The sequence below is a fragment of the Streptomyces sp. adm13(2018) genome (assembly GCF_008042145.1).
In the GTDB taxonomy this organism is placed as follows: domain Bacteria; phylum Actinomycetota; class Actinomycetes; order Streptomycetales; family Streptomycetaceae; genus Streptomyces.
Genome location: NZ_RDBH01000035.1, coordinates 40,244 through 55,332 on the forward strand (window position 1 = coordinate 40,244; position 15,089 = coordinate 55,332).

18 protein-coding genes and 1 pseudogene are annotated in these 15,089 nt (G+C 72.4%); 10 read left to right on the top strand and 9 right to left on the bottom strand.

Annotated features, from left to right (window positions below):
* Positions 1 to 218 (bottom strand): hypothetical protein (locus EAO70_RS38435; RefSeq protein ID WP_222723426.1); only part of this gene is annotated, 218 nt, incomplete at its 3' end.
* Positions 219 to 463: 245 nt separating this feature from the next.
* On the opposite strand from EAO70_RS38435, the pseudogene EAO70_RS03120 reads away from it, so the two are divergent.
* Positions 464 to 706 (top strand): annotated as a pseudogene (locus EAO70_RS03120) (RNA polymerase subunit sigma-24); the annotation flags it as partial.
* Positions 707 to 821: 115 nt separating this feature from the next.
* Here EAO70_RS03120 and EAO70_RS03125 read toward each other — a convergent pair.
* A complete protein-coding gene (locus tag EAO70_RS03125; RefSeq protein ID WP_148001494.1) occupies positions 822 to 998 on the bottom strand; it encodes a CsbD family protein in 177 nt (58 codons plus the stop codon).
* A 204-nt stretch (positions 999 to 1,202) separates the two neighbouring features.
* Here EAO70_RS03125 and EAO70_RS03130 point away from each other — a divergent pair, with 204 nt between their 5' ends.
* From EAO70_RS03130 to ppk2, 4 genes are all read left to right on the top strand, one after another.
* Positions 1,203 to 2,045, top strand: a complete 843-nt coding sequence (locus EAO70_RS03130; RefSeq protein ID WP_148001495.1) for a hypothetical protein — start codon at positions 1,203 to 1,205, stop codon at positions 2,043 to 2,045.
* Positions 2,046 to 2,114: 69 nt separating this feature from the next.
* Complete coding sequence (locus EAO70_RS03135; RefSeq protein ID WP_187283700.1) at positions 2,115 to 2,441, top strand: hypothetical protein; 327 nt, start codon at positions 2,115 to 2,117, stop codon at positions 2,439 to 2,441.
* A 224-nt stretch (positions 2,442 to 2,665) separates the two neighbouring features.
* A complete protein-coding gene (locus EAO70_RS03140) occupies positions 2,666 to 2,962 on the top strand; it encodes a hypothetical protein (protein WP_187283701.1) in 297 nt (98 codons plus the stop codon).
* Positions 2,963 to 3,090: 128 nt separating this feature from the next.
* Positions 3,091 to 4,080 (top strand): polyphosphate kinase 2, encoded by a 990-nt coding sequence (gene ppk2, locus EAO70_RS03145; RefSeq protein ID WP_261992616.1) that lies wholly within the window; start codon positions 3,091 to 3,093, stop codon positions 4,078 to 4,080.
* A gap of 74 nt (positions 4,081 to 4,154) precedes the next feature.
* On the opposite strand, the gene EAO70_RS37565 is transcribed toward ppk2, so the two are convergent.
* Both EAO70_RS37565 and EAO70_RS03150 read right to left on the bottom strand, forming a co-directional pair.
* On the bottom strand, positions 4,155 to 4,313 hold the full coding sequence (locus EAO70_RS37565) for a hypothetical protein (protein WP_187283702.1): 159 nt from the start codon (positions 4,311 to 4,313) through the stop codon (positions 4,155 to 4,157).
* A 124-nt stretch (positions 4,314 to 4,437) separates the two neighbouring features.
* Complete coding sequence (locus EAO70_RS03150) at positions 4,438 to 4,821, bottom strand: hypothetical protein (protein WP_148001497.1); 384 nt, start codon at positions 4,819 to 4,821, stop codon at positions 4,438 to 4,440.
* A gap of 177 nt (positions 4,822 to 4,998) precedes the next feature.
* Between EAO70_RS03150 and EAO70_RS03155 the strand changes: the two genes are divergently transcribed.
* A complete protein-coding gene (locus EAO70_RS03155; protein WP_148001498.1) occupies positions 4,999 to 5,220 on the top strand; it encodes a hypothetical protein in 222 nt (73 codons plus the stop codon).
* A gap of 7 nt (positions 5,221 to 5,227) precedes the next feature.
* Here the strand turns inward: EAO70_RS03155 and EAO70_RS03160 are convergent, their stop codons facing one another.
* Together EAO70_RS03160 and EAO70_RS03165 are read right to left on the bottom strand one after the other, a co-directional pair.
* Positions 5,228 to 6,448 (bottom strand): phospholipase D-like domain-containing protein, encoded by a 1,221-nt coding sequence (locus EAO70_RS03160; protein ID WP_148001499.1) that lies wholly within the window; start codon positions 6,446 to 6,448, stop codon positions 5,228 to 5,230.
* A 137-nt stretch (positions 6,449 to 6,585) separates the two neighbouring features.
* Positions 6,586 to 6,747, bottom strand: a complete 162-nt coding sequence (locus tag EAO70_RS03165) for a hydrophobic protein (protein ID WP_148001500.1) — start codon at positions 6,745 to 6,747, stop codon at positions 6,586 to 6,588.
* Between the two features lie 251 nt (positions 6,748 to 6,998).
* On the opposite strand from EAO70_RS03165, the gene EAO70_RS03170 reads away from it, so the two are divergent.
* Entirely contained in the window at positions 6,999 to 7,172 is a 174-nt protein-coding gene (locus tag EAO70_RS03170) for a CsbD family protein (RefSeq protein ID WP_148001501.1), read from the top strand.
* A 137-nt stretch (positions 7,173 to 7,309) separates the two neighbouring features.
* On the opposite strand, the gene EAO70_RS03175 is transcribed toward EAO70_RS03170, so the two are convergent.
* Positions 7,310 to 7,915, bottom strand: coding sequence for a TIGR03086 family metal-binding protein (locus tag EAO70_RS03175; protein ID WP_148001502.1), 606 nt, complete (start codon positions 7,913 to 7,915; stop codon positions 7,310 to 7,312).
* Between the two features lie 62 nt (positions 7,916 to 7,977).
* On the opposite strand from EAO70_RS03175, the gene EAO70_RS03180 reads away from it, so the two are divergent.
* Positions 7,978 to 8,934 (top strand): helix-turn-helix transcriptional regulator, encoded by a 957-nt coding sequence (locus EAO70_RS03180; protein ID WP_187283703.1) that lies wholly within the window; start codon positions 7,978 to 7,980, stop codon positions 8,932 to 8,934.
* 96 nt (positions 8,935 to 9,030) lie between these two features.
* On the opposite strand, the gene htpG is transcribed toward EAO70_RS03180, so the two are convergent.
* Both htpG and EAO70_RS03190 read right to left on the bottom strand, forming a co-directional pair.
* Positions 9,031 to 10,950: a molecular chaperone HtpG gene (gene htpG / locus EAO70_RS03185; protein WP_148001504.1), complete on the bottom strand. Its 1,920-nt coding sequence runs from the start codon at positions 10,948 to 10,950 to the stop codon at positions 9,031 to 9,033.
* A 38-nt stretch (positions 10,951 to 10,988) separates the two neighbouring features.
* Positions 10,989 to 11,720: a type III effector protein gene (locus EAO70_RS03190; protein WP_148001505.1), complete on the bottom strand. Its 732-nt coding sequence runs from the start codon at positions 11,718 to 11,720 to the stop codon at positions 10,989 to 10,991.
* 605 nt (positions 11,721 to 12,325) lie between these two features.
* On the opposite strand from EAO70_RS03190, the gene EAO70_RS03195 reads away from it, so the two are divergent.
* Positions 12,326 to 13,687, top strand: coding sequence for a bifunctional o-acetylhomoserine/o-acetylserine sulfhydrylase (locus EAO70_RS03195; protein ID WP_148001506.1), 1,362 nt, complete (start codon positions 12,326 to 12,328; stop codon positions 13,685 to 13,687).
* The gene (locus EAO70_RS03200) at positions 13,684 to 14,829 is read left to right on the top strand and encodes a homoserine O-acetyltransferase (protein ID WP_148001512.1); all 1,146 of its coding nucleotides are present in this window, start codon (positions 13,684 to 13,686) and stop codon (positions 14,827 to 14,829) included. Before EAO70_RS03195 ends, EAO70_RS03200 begins: the two co-directional genes overlap by 4 nt.
* Positions 14,830 to 15,089: the final 260 nt, after the last annotated feature.

Genomic DNA, 15,089 nt, shown 5'->3' on the forward strand with positions numbered 1-15,089 from the left:
GGCGGGGGCACGGGGGGCGGCGTCGGCGGAGCACATGTGGGACGAGGGTTCTCGTTCACCTCGTCGCCGTAGCCCATGTCGACCCACACGTCCGGGGCACACACCACCAGGTGGTCGCGGGCGGGCGAGTGGTCCATGAAGACGGTCACGTCTCCGTTGTGCGGCAGCGGGCACAGTGCCGCGGCAGCCCCGAGACCGACGCTGATCCAGCCACCCACTCGACATTCCTTCCGTGACGACCTGCCGTGGGACACGCGCTCACGGCGCGCGAGGGTGGTGGAACACCCGCCCTCGACGCTGCCACTGCGGGTAACGATCATGAGCCCGGTCGGTCACGGCGTCCGGGGCGCGGGGGTGAGCACCGCGTGTGACCCAGCCCTCGCTCCCGAGCTGTCACGCCTCCCGGGGGCCGGCTGTCCCACGGACGTCACCGGGACCGAAGCCGGGGCCCGACCTGGGAGAAGCCATGAGCAGCGTCCAGGCCCGCCGTCCCCGGTTCGACTCCGACCGGAGCCAACGGCGCAGGATCACCGCGCGGTTCATGGAGGCGTGCGCGGGCGGCGACCTGAACGCCGTCATGGAGATGCTCGCCCCCGACGTCACCTCGTGGTCGGACGGCGGCGGCAAGGTCACCGCGGCCCGCCGCCCCCTCCACGGTGCCGACAGCGTCGCGCGCTGGGTCCTGGGCTTCCTGGCCAAGCCCGAGAAGCTCGGCGGCCTGATCCCCGGCAACGGTCTCGCACGGCCCTGAGACGCGGGCCGCCCGGCGCGCGAGGAGGGTCCGCCTCCCTGGGGAAGCGGACCCTCCTGGTGCGAAACGGTCAGCGCTCGTCGCGCTTGCCGCGCAGGGTGTCCTTGGCCTCGGACGCGGCTTCCTTCGCCTTGCCCTCGACCTGGTCCATCTTGCCTTCGGCCTTCATCCGGTCGTTGCCGGTGACCTTGCCGACCGTTTCCTTCGCCTTGCCCTTGATCTTGTCCGTACGGCCCTTGTCAGCCATGACCCGTCCTTCTGGGTGAGGAATTGAAGACGTTGACAAACTAGGACAGATCGGACCGCTTCGCCTCTCCAGCGAGGCGTCCGGGGCGAGGGGGTCCCGCCGACCGGGACGCGACGCGACTCCGCACGGCCCGCGCCACGGCCCGCGTCAGTTCGACCGGCGTTGCGCCGAACCGCAGTCGACCAGGACCTCTAGTCTCGGCCCGTGGGACAGCCCGATCAGCATGCGGAAGGCGCGGGACCGTTCACGACCCGCCTCAGCTGGCAGCCGCCCGGCGGCGGCACGGCCGTCTGGGAGTCCAGACCCGCCCGGCGCCGAGGCCTGATCGCCGTCCGGCCGCCCGGCGCGGCAACGGCACATCACGCCCGCGCCGACGCCACCACTCTCGGCCGGCTGCGCAGGCTGAACGCCGTCGCGGCCACCGCCTTCATCATCGGCGGAGCACTCTTCGCGGCCGGCGCCTCCGTCGCCCTGTTCGGCTCCGGAGACGCCACGACCTGCGCCTCGATCTACTTCACCGGCGGACTGTTCTTCAACTGCGGCGGCTATGTGTCCCTGCTCCAGGCCGTCAACGCGCCGCGCCACACGCCCGGTGCGGAGGGCACGCTGGTCGCGGAACGGTGGCGGTGGTGGAGCTACGAACCCCTGCGGATCGACTGGCTGAGCGCCGTCGTCCTCTTCGCCGGCACCCTGGTGTTCGCCGTCAATCTGCTGGACTCCTTCCTCCAGGGCCTGACCACCCAGCAGACCAACCGGCTCGTCTGGGCACCCGACGTGATCGGCTGTGTGCTCTTCCTGATCTCCGGCCACCTCTCGCTCGCCGAGATCTGCCACGGCCGGCCCTGCCTCCGCCGGCGCGACCTCGGCTGGTGGATCGTCGCCGTGAACCAGCTGGGCTCGATCCTCTTCATGGTCTCGGCGACCGCCGCCTACACGCGCCCCGCCACCGGCAGCCTGATCAACGCCGACGTCGCGAACTGGGGCACCCTGACCGGTGCTCTCTGCTTCTCGGTCGGCGGCGTCCTCCAGCACTACGAGCGCCCCTGAAGGGGACCGAGGGAGAACGGGGAGGAAGTACCGCATGACGGGACTGCCCCTTCGGTTCAGCAGCGGGACGTGAACACGGCAGTCCTCGCCCTCGCCGGTGACGCCCTCGTCGTGGAGTCGGAGGCCAACTGGACGCCGGAGGAACTGGTCGCACGTGTGCCCGCTGACCAGGCGCGGCTGATCCTCCACGAGGTGCCCTACGCGACCCCCACCGGCGCCCGCCGCCACGCCCACCTGCTGATCTGGTGGATGCCCGCGCCCGCCCGTGATCAGGAGGCGGCGTACCGGGTGGCCTTCGACGCCCTGAAGAACCAGCACGCCACAGCGCCCGTCCCTCTCATCGCACGGATTCGGGAGCACCTCGCGTACCCGCGGCTCGTGGCCCTCGCCGGCTGACCCGCCCGGCTCGGTACGTCGCGCGCGCCCACGTCTGCTCGCGGTCCGGCGCGGGCCGCGTGCCCGTGCGCGGAGCGGGTAAAGGCGTACTGTAAGAACAGCTCAGAGGGCTGGAATGCGTGAAGACCCCCGCTCCCGTCCGAGAAGTCGACCACCCGGTGTCCACCGGCCCGTGCCGCTGCCTGTGCGCAGGGCGGGGCCGGTCTGGTGAAAGGCAGTGATACATGCCCGTGGAGTACACCGTCGAGGGCCACGTCCTGGCTCTGCGCCTGCGTGACGACCTCGATGTCACCGCCCGGGCCGCCGCGGCCCTGCACGTTCAGCGTCTCTTCCTCGCCCACCGGCCGGGGGGCGTCCGCCTCCACCTGGTGGCGGGCCTCGCCACGGGCGCCTCCCTCAGCGTTCTCGCCCGCGTCCGCCGACTGTGCGAGAGCCTCGACATTCCGCTGGTCATCACCGATCAGCCCTGGGCCGCCCGGGCGCCGTTCGCGCCCCCCGTCGCGGAGGCCGTCAGTCCCTGAACTCTTCCGGTGGAGCGCCCGCGCGGCCGATGTTCCTCGACGATCGGGGCAGGATCTCTGGGGAGACGTACGGTCCTGGCGACGGGGCGGGACCGTACTGCCGACGACACGACAGTGAGGTGACGGGTGTGACGGGAACCAGGGGCGCCGACGAGCGGGACGGGGACGGGAGGGATCTGCTCCGCGGCCTGAGCGTGGACGACACCAACCCCGAGCAACCCGTTCTCCTCAGTGCGGACGGCCGCCCGATCCGCACGTGGCGGGAGAACTACCCGTACGACCACAAGGTCCGCCGGAACGAGTACGAGCGGGCCAAGCGGATCCTGCAGATCGAGCTCCTGAAACTCCAGCGGTGGGCCAAGGACACGGGCGCGCGGGTGGTCGTCGTGTGCGAGGGCCGTGACGCGGCGGGCAAGGGCGGCACGATCCAGCGGTTCACGGAACGGCTGAACCCCCGAGGCGCCCGGATCGTCGCGCTGGACAAGCCGACGGAGCGGGAGGCCGGGCAGTGGTACTTCCAGCGCTACGCCGCCCACCTCCCGGGCGCCGGGGAGATCGTCTTCTTCGACCGCTCCTGGTACAATCGGGCGGGTGTCGAGCGCGTCATGGGGTTCTGCACGGACGACGAGTACGAGCTGTTCCTCCGCCAGTGCCCCCAGTTCGAACGGATGCTGGTCGACGACGGCATCATCCTGGTGAAGTTCTGGTTCTCCGTGTCACGGGCCGAGCAGCGGACCCGGTTCGCGATCCGGCAGGTCGACCCGGTCCGGCAGTGGAAGCTGTCCCCCACCGATCTGGCCTCGCTGGACCGTTGGGACGACTACACCGCGGCCAAGGTCGACATGTTCCGGGCGACGGACACCTCCCACGCCCCCTGGACGGTGGTCAAGAGCAACGACAAGCGCCGTGCCCGGCTGGAGGCCATGCGGAGCCTCCTCTGGCGCGTCGACTACGCGAGCAAGGACCCGAAGGCGGTCGGGGAACCCGATCCGCTCGTCGTCGGCGCCGCCGACACCCTCCTCGAACCCGGCGAGGAGACCTCCCACCTCTCCCCCACGCCGCTGGCTCCGGGCCACGAGGGGCCGGGCGCGCATCCGGAGACACACGGGGGCGCCTAGACGCCGGGGCCAAGGGCGCTCGCCGGGCCGAGAGGACTCCTCTCGGCCCGGCGGGCTGCGCGGGCCGCTGCGGCCTACGCGGGGGTGTGCGGCGGGCGGCGGTGCCGGGACGCTCGGGCCTCGTCGCGCATCCGGCGGCCTTCGGCCCGCAGGGCCGGGTTCTGCAGGGCCTTGCCGTCGGATTCCTTCATGAGCCCTCGGACCTGCTGGTAGGCGGCTCGTACGACATGCATGGTGTGCTGCCTCTCCGGCGTGGCTCCCGGGACGGGGGCGTCCTCGGGAGCCCTACCGATTGTCCGTTTAGAGCGGTTTGCCCGTGGCTCGGCGGCGGAAACGTAGCGAAGCGCACCCAGGTCTTCAGGTGCGGAGCAGCGTGGCGAGCGACGCCGCGGTCTCCACCGGATCCGGCGGCAGTGTGACCACCGCGTCGGCGCGGCTCCAGCGGGCCAGCCAGGCGTCCTGCGGTCTCCCGATCAGGACCAGGACCGGCGGGCACGCGAAGACCTCGTCCTTGATCTGGCGGCACACGCCCATGCCGCCGGCGGGAACCGCCTCGCCGTCCAGCACACAGACGTCGATGCGGACGGACTCCAGGGTCCGCAGGACCGCGGGGAGCGTCGCGCACTCGACGAAGACGACCGGCGGCACGTCGGGGGCCGGTCTCCGGCCCACCGCGGTCCGGACGCCCGCCCGCACGTCGGCGTCACTGCTGTACAGGAGGACCGAGACCGTCGACGCCATGGCTTCCCTCCGGCCGCGGATCCGTCCACTTCCGGCCCGGCCGTCGCCCGACCGGCGCATGGGACCCGCATGTTCGAAATTTCACATACAGGGTATTCCGCAATTCTCTGGACCGAACGAACGTCTGGTTGATTCTGGCCGACGCGGTCACGCCATGACACACGGCGGTGAGTACCGATGACCCAATGCAAGGCCCCCGACTACCGCACCGGCCACCGCGGCCGGCACTGGACACACGCCCTGCGCTGCGCGCAGAGGAACGGAGCGATCATCGTCACCGACGAGACCGGGGAGACCGTGTCCTACGCCCACGAAGCCTCCGGGCCCGGTCGTTTCCGGCCCTGGACCACCGAGAAGGGATCGCGTTTCGACAGCCACGACGTGCACCCCGAGTGGTGACACCGCGCTACAGGTAGCGGCGGATCGGAAGGACGGCGGTCTCCCCCGCGCGCCTCAGCAGCGAGCGGCGCTTCCAGCGGTCCGGCCGTATCTGGTCGCTGGCCTTGACGTCCTCGTCGTAGTGGGCGTCGAGGGTCGCGGTGAACTCGGTGTCCATCACGGCGAGCATCACCTCCTCGTCGTGGTCGAGGGAGCGGCGGTTGAAGTTGGTGGAGCCGATCAGGGAGACGACTCCGTCCATGGTCATGATCTTCGCGTGCATCATGGTCGGCTGGTAATGGTGGATGCGCACGCCGCAGGCGGTCAGCGCATCGTAGTGGCGTTCGCCGGCCAGCTGGCACACCCGCTTGTCGGTGTGCGGGCCGGGCAGCAGGATCTCGACCTCCACGCCGCGCCGTGCGGTGTCACAGAGGAGGTCCACGAAGTAGGCGTCGGGCGCGAAGTAGGCGGTCGCGAGCCGGACCCGTTCCTCGGCCGACTCGAAGATCACGCGCATCAGGGTCTGCATGTCCTGCCAGCCGAAGCTGGCGGAGCCGCGGACCACCTGGATGATGGCGTTCCCGCTGGGCTCGTGGTCGACGAACCGGTCGCGTTCGTCGAAGAGCTCGGGGTGGCACTCGGCCCAGTTCTGCGCGAAGGCGGCGGCGATGCCGTCGACGGCGGGCCCGGTCACCTCGGCGTGGGTGTCCCGCCACTCGCCGGGGTTGCGGGCGTCACCGCACCATTCCTCGGCGATCCCGACGCCTCCGGTGAAGGCCGTCCGCTCGTCGACCACGAGGACCTTGCGGTGGCAGCGGTGGTTCTGCTTGAGGGGAGAGAGATAGAGCGGTTTGCGGAACCAGGCGACCTCCACCCCGGCCGCGCTCATCCGGTCCAGCAGGTCCTTCTCGATGAGGCGGCTGCCGAAGCCGTCCAGGAGCAGCCGCACCCGCACCCCGGCACGTGCCCGGTCGGTCAGGGCGTCGGCGAAGCGGCGGGCGATCTCGCCCCGCCAGTAGACGAAGGTCATCATGTCGATGGTGTGGCGCGCGCCGTCGATCGCGCCGAGCATCGCGGCGAAGATCTCGTCACCGTTGCGCAGGGGCCGTACGCCGTTGCCCTCGGTGGCCGCGATGCCGATGAGTCGCTCCAGCCGGCGGCGGATGCGCTGGATCCGTTCCTCCGACCGGTCGCTCCCGGCCGACGCGTCCACGGGTCTGGTGGACACGTGTGTGCTGTTGTCGGTCATACCACCCTCCTCGGTGGGGCTTTTCCCTACGGATGGCCCGCCCGGGCTCGGCCCGGACGGGCGGTTCCCGCGAGCACGGCCGTGAACCCGCCTCGTCAGGGGGCGGGTTCACGGCCGTGCGGTACGGGACGACGGGCCTACCAGCGGTACCAGCGACCGCTGCCGCCCTTGGGCCGGGCGACGAAGCCGAGGAGCCAGAGGACCAGCACCACGACGGCGACCCACCAGAGGACGTTCATCGCGAAGCCGGCGCCGAACAGGATGAGAACGAGCAGAAGAACGAGAAGCAGGGGAACCATAGTTATCAACCTCCGAGACGCCGTATGCCCCACCACTCTTCGGTCATGCGTACGAGATTCACGGGTTTCCCAGGCCGTATTCCGGGGCCCTCGTCGTCCGCGTACGAGACGTGTCCGCGTGCGAGACATCCGGACCGCGCTCGGGGCGGGAGCGGTGTCCCGGTTCCGGGCGTGCGGCGGGAGGTTTGCGGTGGGTGAGCGGGAGCATGCGTCGGTCACGACCCATCCGGCTCACCCACGAGGAGGACCCCATGTCGGGCACCGAGAAGAGCAAGGCGCAGGTCGAGCAGGCCAAGGGCAAGGCCAAGGAGGCCGTGGGCCGCACGGTCGGCAACGAGCGGCTGACCGCGGAGGGCCTCTCGGACCAGGCCAAGGGCAAGGCCCGTGAGGCCAAGGAAGACGTGAAGGACAACCTCAAGCACTGACGCACCGCCGACGCGCCGCGGGGCCCCGACCTGATCCTCAGGTCGGGGCCCCGGCCTCGTGTGGGGGCCGTCCTCGGGAAGGCCGGCCGCCCCCACCCCGTGCGTACGCGGTGGCCACGCCGTCGGTCGGACGCCGACTACGGATTGCGGCCGCACCACGCCACGAGGCGGTCGATGGCCGGCGCGTCCGGGTCGACGTCCACCGCCGCCCCGAAGGGCGCGCCGTCCCGCGGCCCGGCCGGCAGCCCGCGCCTCATCGCGGCGTCCGAGATCGCCACCAGCCGCGGATCCCAGTCGGGCAGCTGCCCGGTCGCGGTGGCCACGTCCCAGGTGTGCACGGTGAACTCCGAGGTCCAGACGGCCGCGGCGGCCGCCCCGGGGATGCTGCCGAACGGAAGGATCAGCGTCCGGCCGAGGACGGCGGGATCCGCCCAGGCCTCCTCGACCTCACGCACCCCCGCGTCCCAGGCCTCCTGCCACGCGGTGTCCGCGAGGCCCTCGACGACCGTGGGGAGGGTCGTCACGTCGCCGCCGCGTCCCGCGAGCGCGATCCGGCGGAGGACCGCGACGAGGTGCGCGGCGAGCCGCCGGACGGTGAACTCGGGACAGGGCGTGGGTCCGTCCCACTGCTCGGGCCGGACCGCGGCGACGGTACGTCCGGCCAGCGCGATCGCCTTGAGCAGGCTCTCTCGGGGGTCATCGCTGGCGGCGGGGGGCATCGGGGTGTTCTCGCTGTGCGTCATGACCTCATCCTGGAGGCAGAACAGGTCATCCCCTGGCCACTTCACGGAAGAGAATCCACGGTATGAGAGCCGATCGCCTCGTGGCGACCCTGTTGTTCCTCCAGTCGCGCACCCGGGTGACCGTGGCGGAGGTCGCCGCCGAGCTCGAAGTGTCGCCGCGGACCGCGCGCCGCGACCTGGAGGCCCTGTCCACCGCCGGCGTCCCCGTCTACTCGCAGCGCGGCCGCGGGGGCGGCTGGTCGCTGGTCGGCGGCGCCCGTACGGACCTCACCGGGCTGACCGCGGAGGAGGCCCGGGCCCTGTTCCTGCTCGCGGGCCCCTCGTCCACGACCCCCGAACTCCGGACCCTGCTCCGGAAGCTGCTGCGTGCGCTGCCCGAGCCCCTGCGCCCGGGCGCCGAGGCCGCGTCGCGGGCCGGTCTCACGGACGGCACGGACTGGTCCCGGACCGACGTCTCGGCCTCCGGGCCGCACCTCGACGCGCTGCGGGCGGCCGTGGTGGACGGCATCCAGGTACGGCTCGGGTACGCCGGGCCCGGCAAGCCCGTGGGCGTCCGGACCGTGCATCCGCTCGGGCTCGTGGCCAAGGCGGGCCACGACTACCTGGTCGCCGGGACCGAGCAGGGCCTGCGGACCTTCCGACTCAGCCGGGTCGTCTCGGTCGAGGCGACCGGGGAGCCCGTCGTACGCCCGCGGGACTTCGACCTACCCACCGTCTGGCGTACGTTCGCCGCCCGCCTGGAGGACCGGCTGTACGCGGTGACCGTACGGGCCCGGGCCGAGCCGGGGGCCATGGCGATCCTGGAGCGGCTGTTCGAGGGGCGTCTGCACGTGGGTGCGGTGCTGTCCGACGGGTGGACGGAGATACGGGTCGACGGGCCGACGCCCGAGGTCGTCGCGACACAGCTGGCCGGGCTGGGGGCACGCGTCGAGGTGCTGGACCCGCCGGAGGCACGGGACCGGCTCGCCCGGCTCGCGGTCGAACTGGCCGGTGTGTACGGAGCGCCGGTCTCGCCCTGAGGGCGGCACGGGTTCGCCCCGGTCGTGCCGGGCCGCGGCCCGGGTCGGAGGGGCGCGCGTGCGGCCGGGTGTCCCGGCCGCACGCGCGCCGCGGGCTCAGAGGGCCCGCGTCAGGCGGTCGGTGAGCAGCCGGGTGAAGCGGGACGGGTCGGGAAGGTCGCCGCCTTCGGCCAGGAGCGCGCCGCCGTAGACCAGTTCGGCGATCTCCGCCAGGGCCGGGTCGTCGGCGTTCGCGTCATGTGCCGTGCGCAGTGCGGTGATCAGCGGGTGCGTGGGGTTGAGCTCCAGGATCCGCTTGACGGTGGGCAGTTGCTGCCCCATGGCCCGGTACATCTTCTCCAGGGTCGGCGTGACGTCGTGGGCGTCGCCGACGATGCACGCCGCCGAGGTCGTCAGGCGGGACGACAGCCGGACCTCCTTGACCTGCTCGGACAGGGTGGTGGTCAGCCACGGCAGCAGGGCGGCGAAGTCCTGATCGCGCCGGGCCTTCTCGGCCTCGGCGTCCTCGTCGCCGTCGGCGGAGTCGTCGAGGTCGACCTGACCCTTGGCGATGGACTGCAGGCGGTGGCCGTCGAAGCCGGGGACCCGGTCCACCCACACCTCGTCGACCGGGTCGGTGAGGATCAGGACCTCGTACCCCTTGGCGGTGAAGGCCTCCATGTGCGGGGAGTTCTCCACCATCGCGCGGCTCTCGCCGGTCAGGTAGTAGACGGCGTCCTGTCCGTCCTTCATGCGCTCGACGTACTCGCGGAGGGTGGTGGTCCGCTCCGGGTCGTGCGTGGAGGCGGCCGACACCAGGTCGAGCAGGGCGTCGGTGTTGTCCGTGTCCTCGACCAGGCCCTCCTTCAGCGCCCGGCCGAACTGGTCCCACACCGTCGCGTAGCGCTCGGCGTCCTTGGTCTGCATGGTCTTGAGGGCGCCGAGGACCTTCTTGACCAGGCGACGGCGTACGCCGCGGATCTGGCGGTCGTGCTGGAGGATCTCGCGGGAGACGTTCAGCGACAGGTCGTGGGCGTCCACGACCCCCTTGACGAAGCGCAGGTAGTCGGGCATCAGCGCTTCGCAGTCGTCCATGATGAACACCCGCTTGACGTACAGCTGCACGCCGCGCTTGGTCTCGCGGGAGAACAGGTCGAAGGGCGCCTGCGACGGGACGAACAGCAGCGCCTCGTACTCGAAGGTGCCTTCGGCCTTCATGTGGACGGTCTCGGCAGGGGGCAGCCAGTCGTGGCTGATCTGCTGGTAGAACTCGTTGTACTCGTCCTGGGTGACCTCGCTGCGCGGCCGGGCCCACAGCGCCTTCATCGAGTTGAGCGTGTCGACCTCGGTGGTGGTCCCGCCGTCGGCGTCGGTGCGCTCGGTGGCCATCCGGATGGGCCAGCGGATGAAGTCCGAGTACCGCTTCACGATCTGACGGATCTTCGACTCGGACAGGTAGTCGGCGAGGCCGTCCTCGCTGTCCGCGGGCTTGAGGTGGAGGGTGACCGAGGTGCCCACGGACAGCCCGTCGACGGCCTGGACGGTGTACGCGCCCTCGCCGTCGGACTCCCACTCGGTGCCGGAGTCGGTGCCGGCGCGGCGGGTGCGCAGGGTGACCTTGTCGGCGACCATGAACGCCGAGTAGAAGCCGACGCCGAACTGCCCGATCAGGTTCTCGGCGGTGGCGGCGTCCTGGGATTCCTTGATCTTCTCCAGCAGGCTCGCCGTGCCGGACTTGGCGATCGTGCCGATGAGTTCCACGAGGTCGTCCCGGCTCATGCCGATGCCGTTGTCGCGGACGGTCAGGGTGCGGGCGCCCTGGTCCACCTCGAGGGAGATGTGCAGGTCGGCGGTGCCGCCCTCGGCGAGGCTCGCGTCGGTCAGCGACTCCAGGCGCAGCTTGTCCAGTGCGTCGGAGGCGTTCGAGATCAGCTCGCGCAGGAAGATGTCCTTGTTCGAGTAGATCGAGTGGATGACCAGTCGGAGCAACTGGCGTGTCTCTGCCTGGAACTCCAGCGTCTCGACGCTGTGGGCCATGAGGGTCTCTTTCTGTGCGACGGGCGTGTACGAAGGGGTCACGAGCTGTGGGGGTCACCGTCGGCCGGTGATGACGCGCCCCGGTCCTCCAGGGCGTCCAGGGCGTCGAGGGAGGCGACGAGGTCGGTGTGGCGGGCATCGAGGTGCGGCCGCATGCCGGCCAGGGCGGCGAGGAGTTCGGCGGCGTCGGCGGCGCCGAGGGCGACGTGCAGGGCGGCCTGGGCCGGGCGCGCCTCGGGCCCGAGGTGGTCCAGCGCGGTGATCCGCGCGGCGAGGCGGCGCAGGTCGGCGGCGTGGGCGCGGGCCCAGGTGACTGCGGCGCGCTCGGCGGCCCGCGCCTGGCGGGTGGCCGTGACCCGCTGCTCGCCGGTGGCGCCGAGCGCTCCGGGTCGGCCCCGCAGGTAGCGGCGTTCGGCGGCRTGGCGGCTGGCGACGCCGAGGGGGCSGGCCAGCTCTGCCCAGCTGGCGCCCMSSTCGCGGGCGGTRTCGATCAGSCCGSTCTCCCAGCCGGCGAGCTGRTCGCGCACGTGACGCAGCAGCATCAGGGAGGCCAGCGCCTGCTCCGGCCCCGGGCGGGCGGCGTCGGGAGCCTCGTGGCGGGCACGGGGCGGGGCGCCGTCGGGAGCGTCGCCCAGGGCGGCTTCGGATGTCCCGTGGCGGGCGTCGCGCAGGACGCCGTCGATGGCGGTGAGGGCCGCCGCCGCGGCGAGGAAGGACGCCGGGCCGTGGGCGCCGGGGCGCGGCAGGAGCGGCTCGTCGGCTGTCGGCACGGCCACCTCCCGGATACGGTCATCACCTCGACGACATCAGGTGCGTCATCGATCGGACGACACGTTACACAGTGCCGGAGGAGCGCAGGAGCGCGGCGGGGCTCAGCGGCAGACGGACTCCCCCATCGCACGGTTCGCGGGATCGGTTTCGACGAGTCGGTAGCCCTGCTCCAGGGCCTGCTCGTCGACGGTCCGCACGTGCCGGTGGTGCATCGCCCCGACGGTGCGGACGTCCTCGGCGGTCAGGCGGGCGCAGCCGAATCGGCCTGCGGGTCGGGTCGTGGATGAACGTTGTATGTCACGCTCCGCGGGCCGCTGGTTCGCCGCGCGGGGCTGTGCTTACGTGTGCGGGTGACCGCTTTCGCACCCCAGTCTCCCGCCCCCCGCGTGTGTGCCTGCTCGTGTGCCGCTCCCCTGTGGTGTCCCACCGCGCGCTGAGCCGCCTCCGGCCGACGCGTCGGTCCGGTCCCTCTCTCCCTCTCTCTTCGTTCGCCGTCTCCGTTCACCGTCCCGCCCCGGGCACGGGGCGAAGCCGTGCGTGCGTCCGCGCGCCCACGCACCCCAGACACGTCGCACACATCGCACCTCGCACAAGGAGCACCGTCATGAGCCAGCCCATCGACGCCGTCGCCGCCGGTCACACTCCCGAGGACGGGTCCGCCGGGCCCGACGCCTCCGCCTGGTCGTTCGAGACCAGGCAGATCCACGCGGGCGCGACGCCCGACCCCGTGACCGGGGCGCGGGCGACGCCGATCTACCAGACGACGTCCTTCGTGTTCCGGGACACGCAGCACGCCGCCGACCTCTTCTCGCTGGCCGAGCCCGGCAACATCTACACCCGCATCCACAACCCCACCCAGGACGCCTTCGAGCAGCGGATCGCCTCGCTGGAGGGCGGTGTCGCCGCTGTCGCGCTCGCCTCGGGGCAGGCCGCGGAGACGCTCGCCGTGCTGACCCTGGCGGGTGCCGGTGACCACGTCGTGGCCAGTACGTCGCTGTACGGAGGTACGTACAACCTGTTCCGGCACACCCTGCCGCGGTTCGGGGTCGAGGTGTCGTTCGTGGACGACCCCGACGACGCCGAGGCCTGGCGGGCGGCGGTCCGGCCGAACACCAAGGCGCTGTTCGCCGAGACGCTGGGCAATCCGCGGGGCAACGTCCTCGACGTGCGCGCGGTCGCCGACGTGGCGCACGCTGCCGGGGTGCCGCTCATCGTGGACAACACCGTGCCGACGCCCTACCTGCTGCGCCCGCTGGAGCACGGGGCGGACATCGTGGTGCACTCGGCGACGAAGTTCCTCGGCGGGCACGGCACCGTCGTCGCGGGCGTCGTCGTGGACGGCGGCACCTTCGACTTCGGGGCGCACCCCGACCGCTTCCCGGACTTCACGGAGCCCGACCCGAGCTACCACGGGCTCCGGTACTGGCCGGCGCTCGGTCCCGGTGCCTTCGCGGTCAAGCTGCGCGTGCAACTGCTGCGCGACCTCGGCCCGGCGCTCTCCCCGCACTCGGCGTTCCTGTTGCTCCAGGGCGTGGAGACGCTGAGCCTGCGGATCGAGCGGCACTCGGCCAACGCGCAGGCGCTCGCCGAGTGGCTGGAGCGSCGGGKCGAGGTCGCCGCCGTGCACTACCCGGGGCTGCCGTCCAACCGCTGGTACGAGGCGGGGCAGCGGTACCTGCCGCGGGGCGCCGGGGCGGTGCTCTCCTTCGAGCTGCGGGACGGAGTGGAGGCGGGCAAGCGGTTCGTGGACGCCGTCGAGCTGTTCAGCCACCTGGCCAACATCGGAGACGTACGCAGTCTGATCATCCACCCGGCGTCCACGACGCACAGTCAGCTGGACGAGGCCCAGTCGGCCGCGACGGGTGCCTCGCCCGGTCTGGTGCGGCTGTCGGTGGGCCTGGAGAGCCTCGCCGACCTCACGGCGGACCTCGAAGCGGGCTTCCGGGCAGCCAAGGGCGCGTCCTGAGCACCGTCGTACCGCCGTCCGCGGCCCCCCTCCCGCCGGCCTCCGGTGCCTGGCGGGAGGGGGACCCGGCGGGGCGGCGCCGCTGGTACGCACGGGAGACACCGCTGCGGCTGGAGGCGGGTGGCGAACTCCCGGGCGTACGGATCGCGTTCGAGACGTGGGGCACGCTCGCGCCGGACCGGTCCAACGCGGTGCTCGTCCTGCACGCCCTGACCGGCGACAGCCACGCGGCCGGGGCGGCGGGCCCCGGGCATCCCACGCCCGGGTGGTGGGACGGGCTGGTCGGGCCCGGGCGGGCACTGGACACGGACCGACTCTTCGTCGTGGCACCGAACGTGCTGGGAGGCTGCCAGGGCAGCACGGGGCCGTCCTCGCTCCGGGCGGACGGCCGTCGCTGGGGCGGCGCCTTCCCCCACCTCACCCTGCGCGACCAGGTCACGGCCGAGGTCGGGCTCGCGGACGAACTCGGCGTGGAGCGCTGGGCGCTGGTCATCGGCGGGTCGATGGGCGGCATGCGCGCGCTGGAGTGGGCGGTGGCCCGTCCGGAGCGGACCGAGGCGCTGCTGCTGCTCGCGACGACCGCCGCCGCGAGCGCCGAGCAGATCGCCTGGACCTCGGTCCAGCTGCACGCGATCCGCGCCGACCCCGACTGGCGCGGCGGCGACTACCACGACGCCGACCGCGGGCCGCACACCGGACTGAGCCTCGCCCGCCGGCTCGCCCACGTCACGTACCGGAGCGAGGCCGAACTCGCCGGGCGCTTCGGCCGTGCCGTCCAGGGCGCGGAGGATCCCCGGCGAGGCGGCCGGTACCAGGTCGAGTCCTATCTGGACCACCAGGCGGCGAAGCTGGTCCGCCGCTTCGACGCGGGCAGCTACGTCACGCTGAGCACGGCCATGAACGGCCACGACGTGGGCCGGGACCGGGGCGGCGTCCGGTCGGCGTTGCGCCGGGTGAGCGCGCGGACCCTGGTCGCCGGGATCGACTCCGACCGCCTCTATCCGCCGGCCCAGCAGGCGGAGCTGGCGGCCGGCATCCCCGGCGCGGACCGGGCGCGCGTCGTCCGTTCCCCGTACGGTCACGACGGCTTCCTGATCGAGGTGGAACAGGTGGCCGCGCTGGTGGCCGAACTGCTGCACTGACCCTCGCCGCACGCCGGCCCGACGTGCCCGCGAAACGCCGCGTGCCGTAGGCCCGGCCGGAGGCCGGGGCGGCATACCATCGCCGCGTGCGACGCCCCGCGGCACCCGTCCCCCGGCATCGCCCCGGCCGGAGGAGGACGTCTGGTGCCGCTGAGCGACGTGGCCATTGTCGGAGGCGGCGCGGCCGGCCTCTCGCTCGCCTGGCGCCTGCTCGACCCGCCCGCCGGTGTCCCGGCCCCTCCTCCCAGTAGCACCAGGTG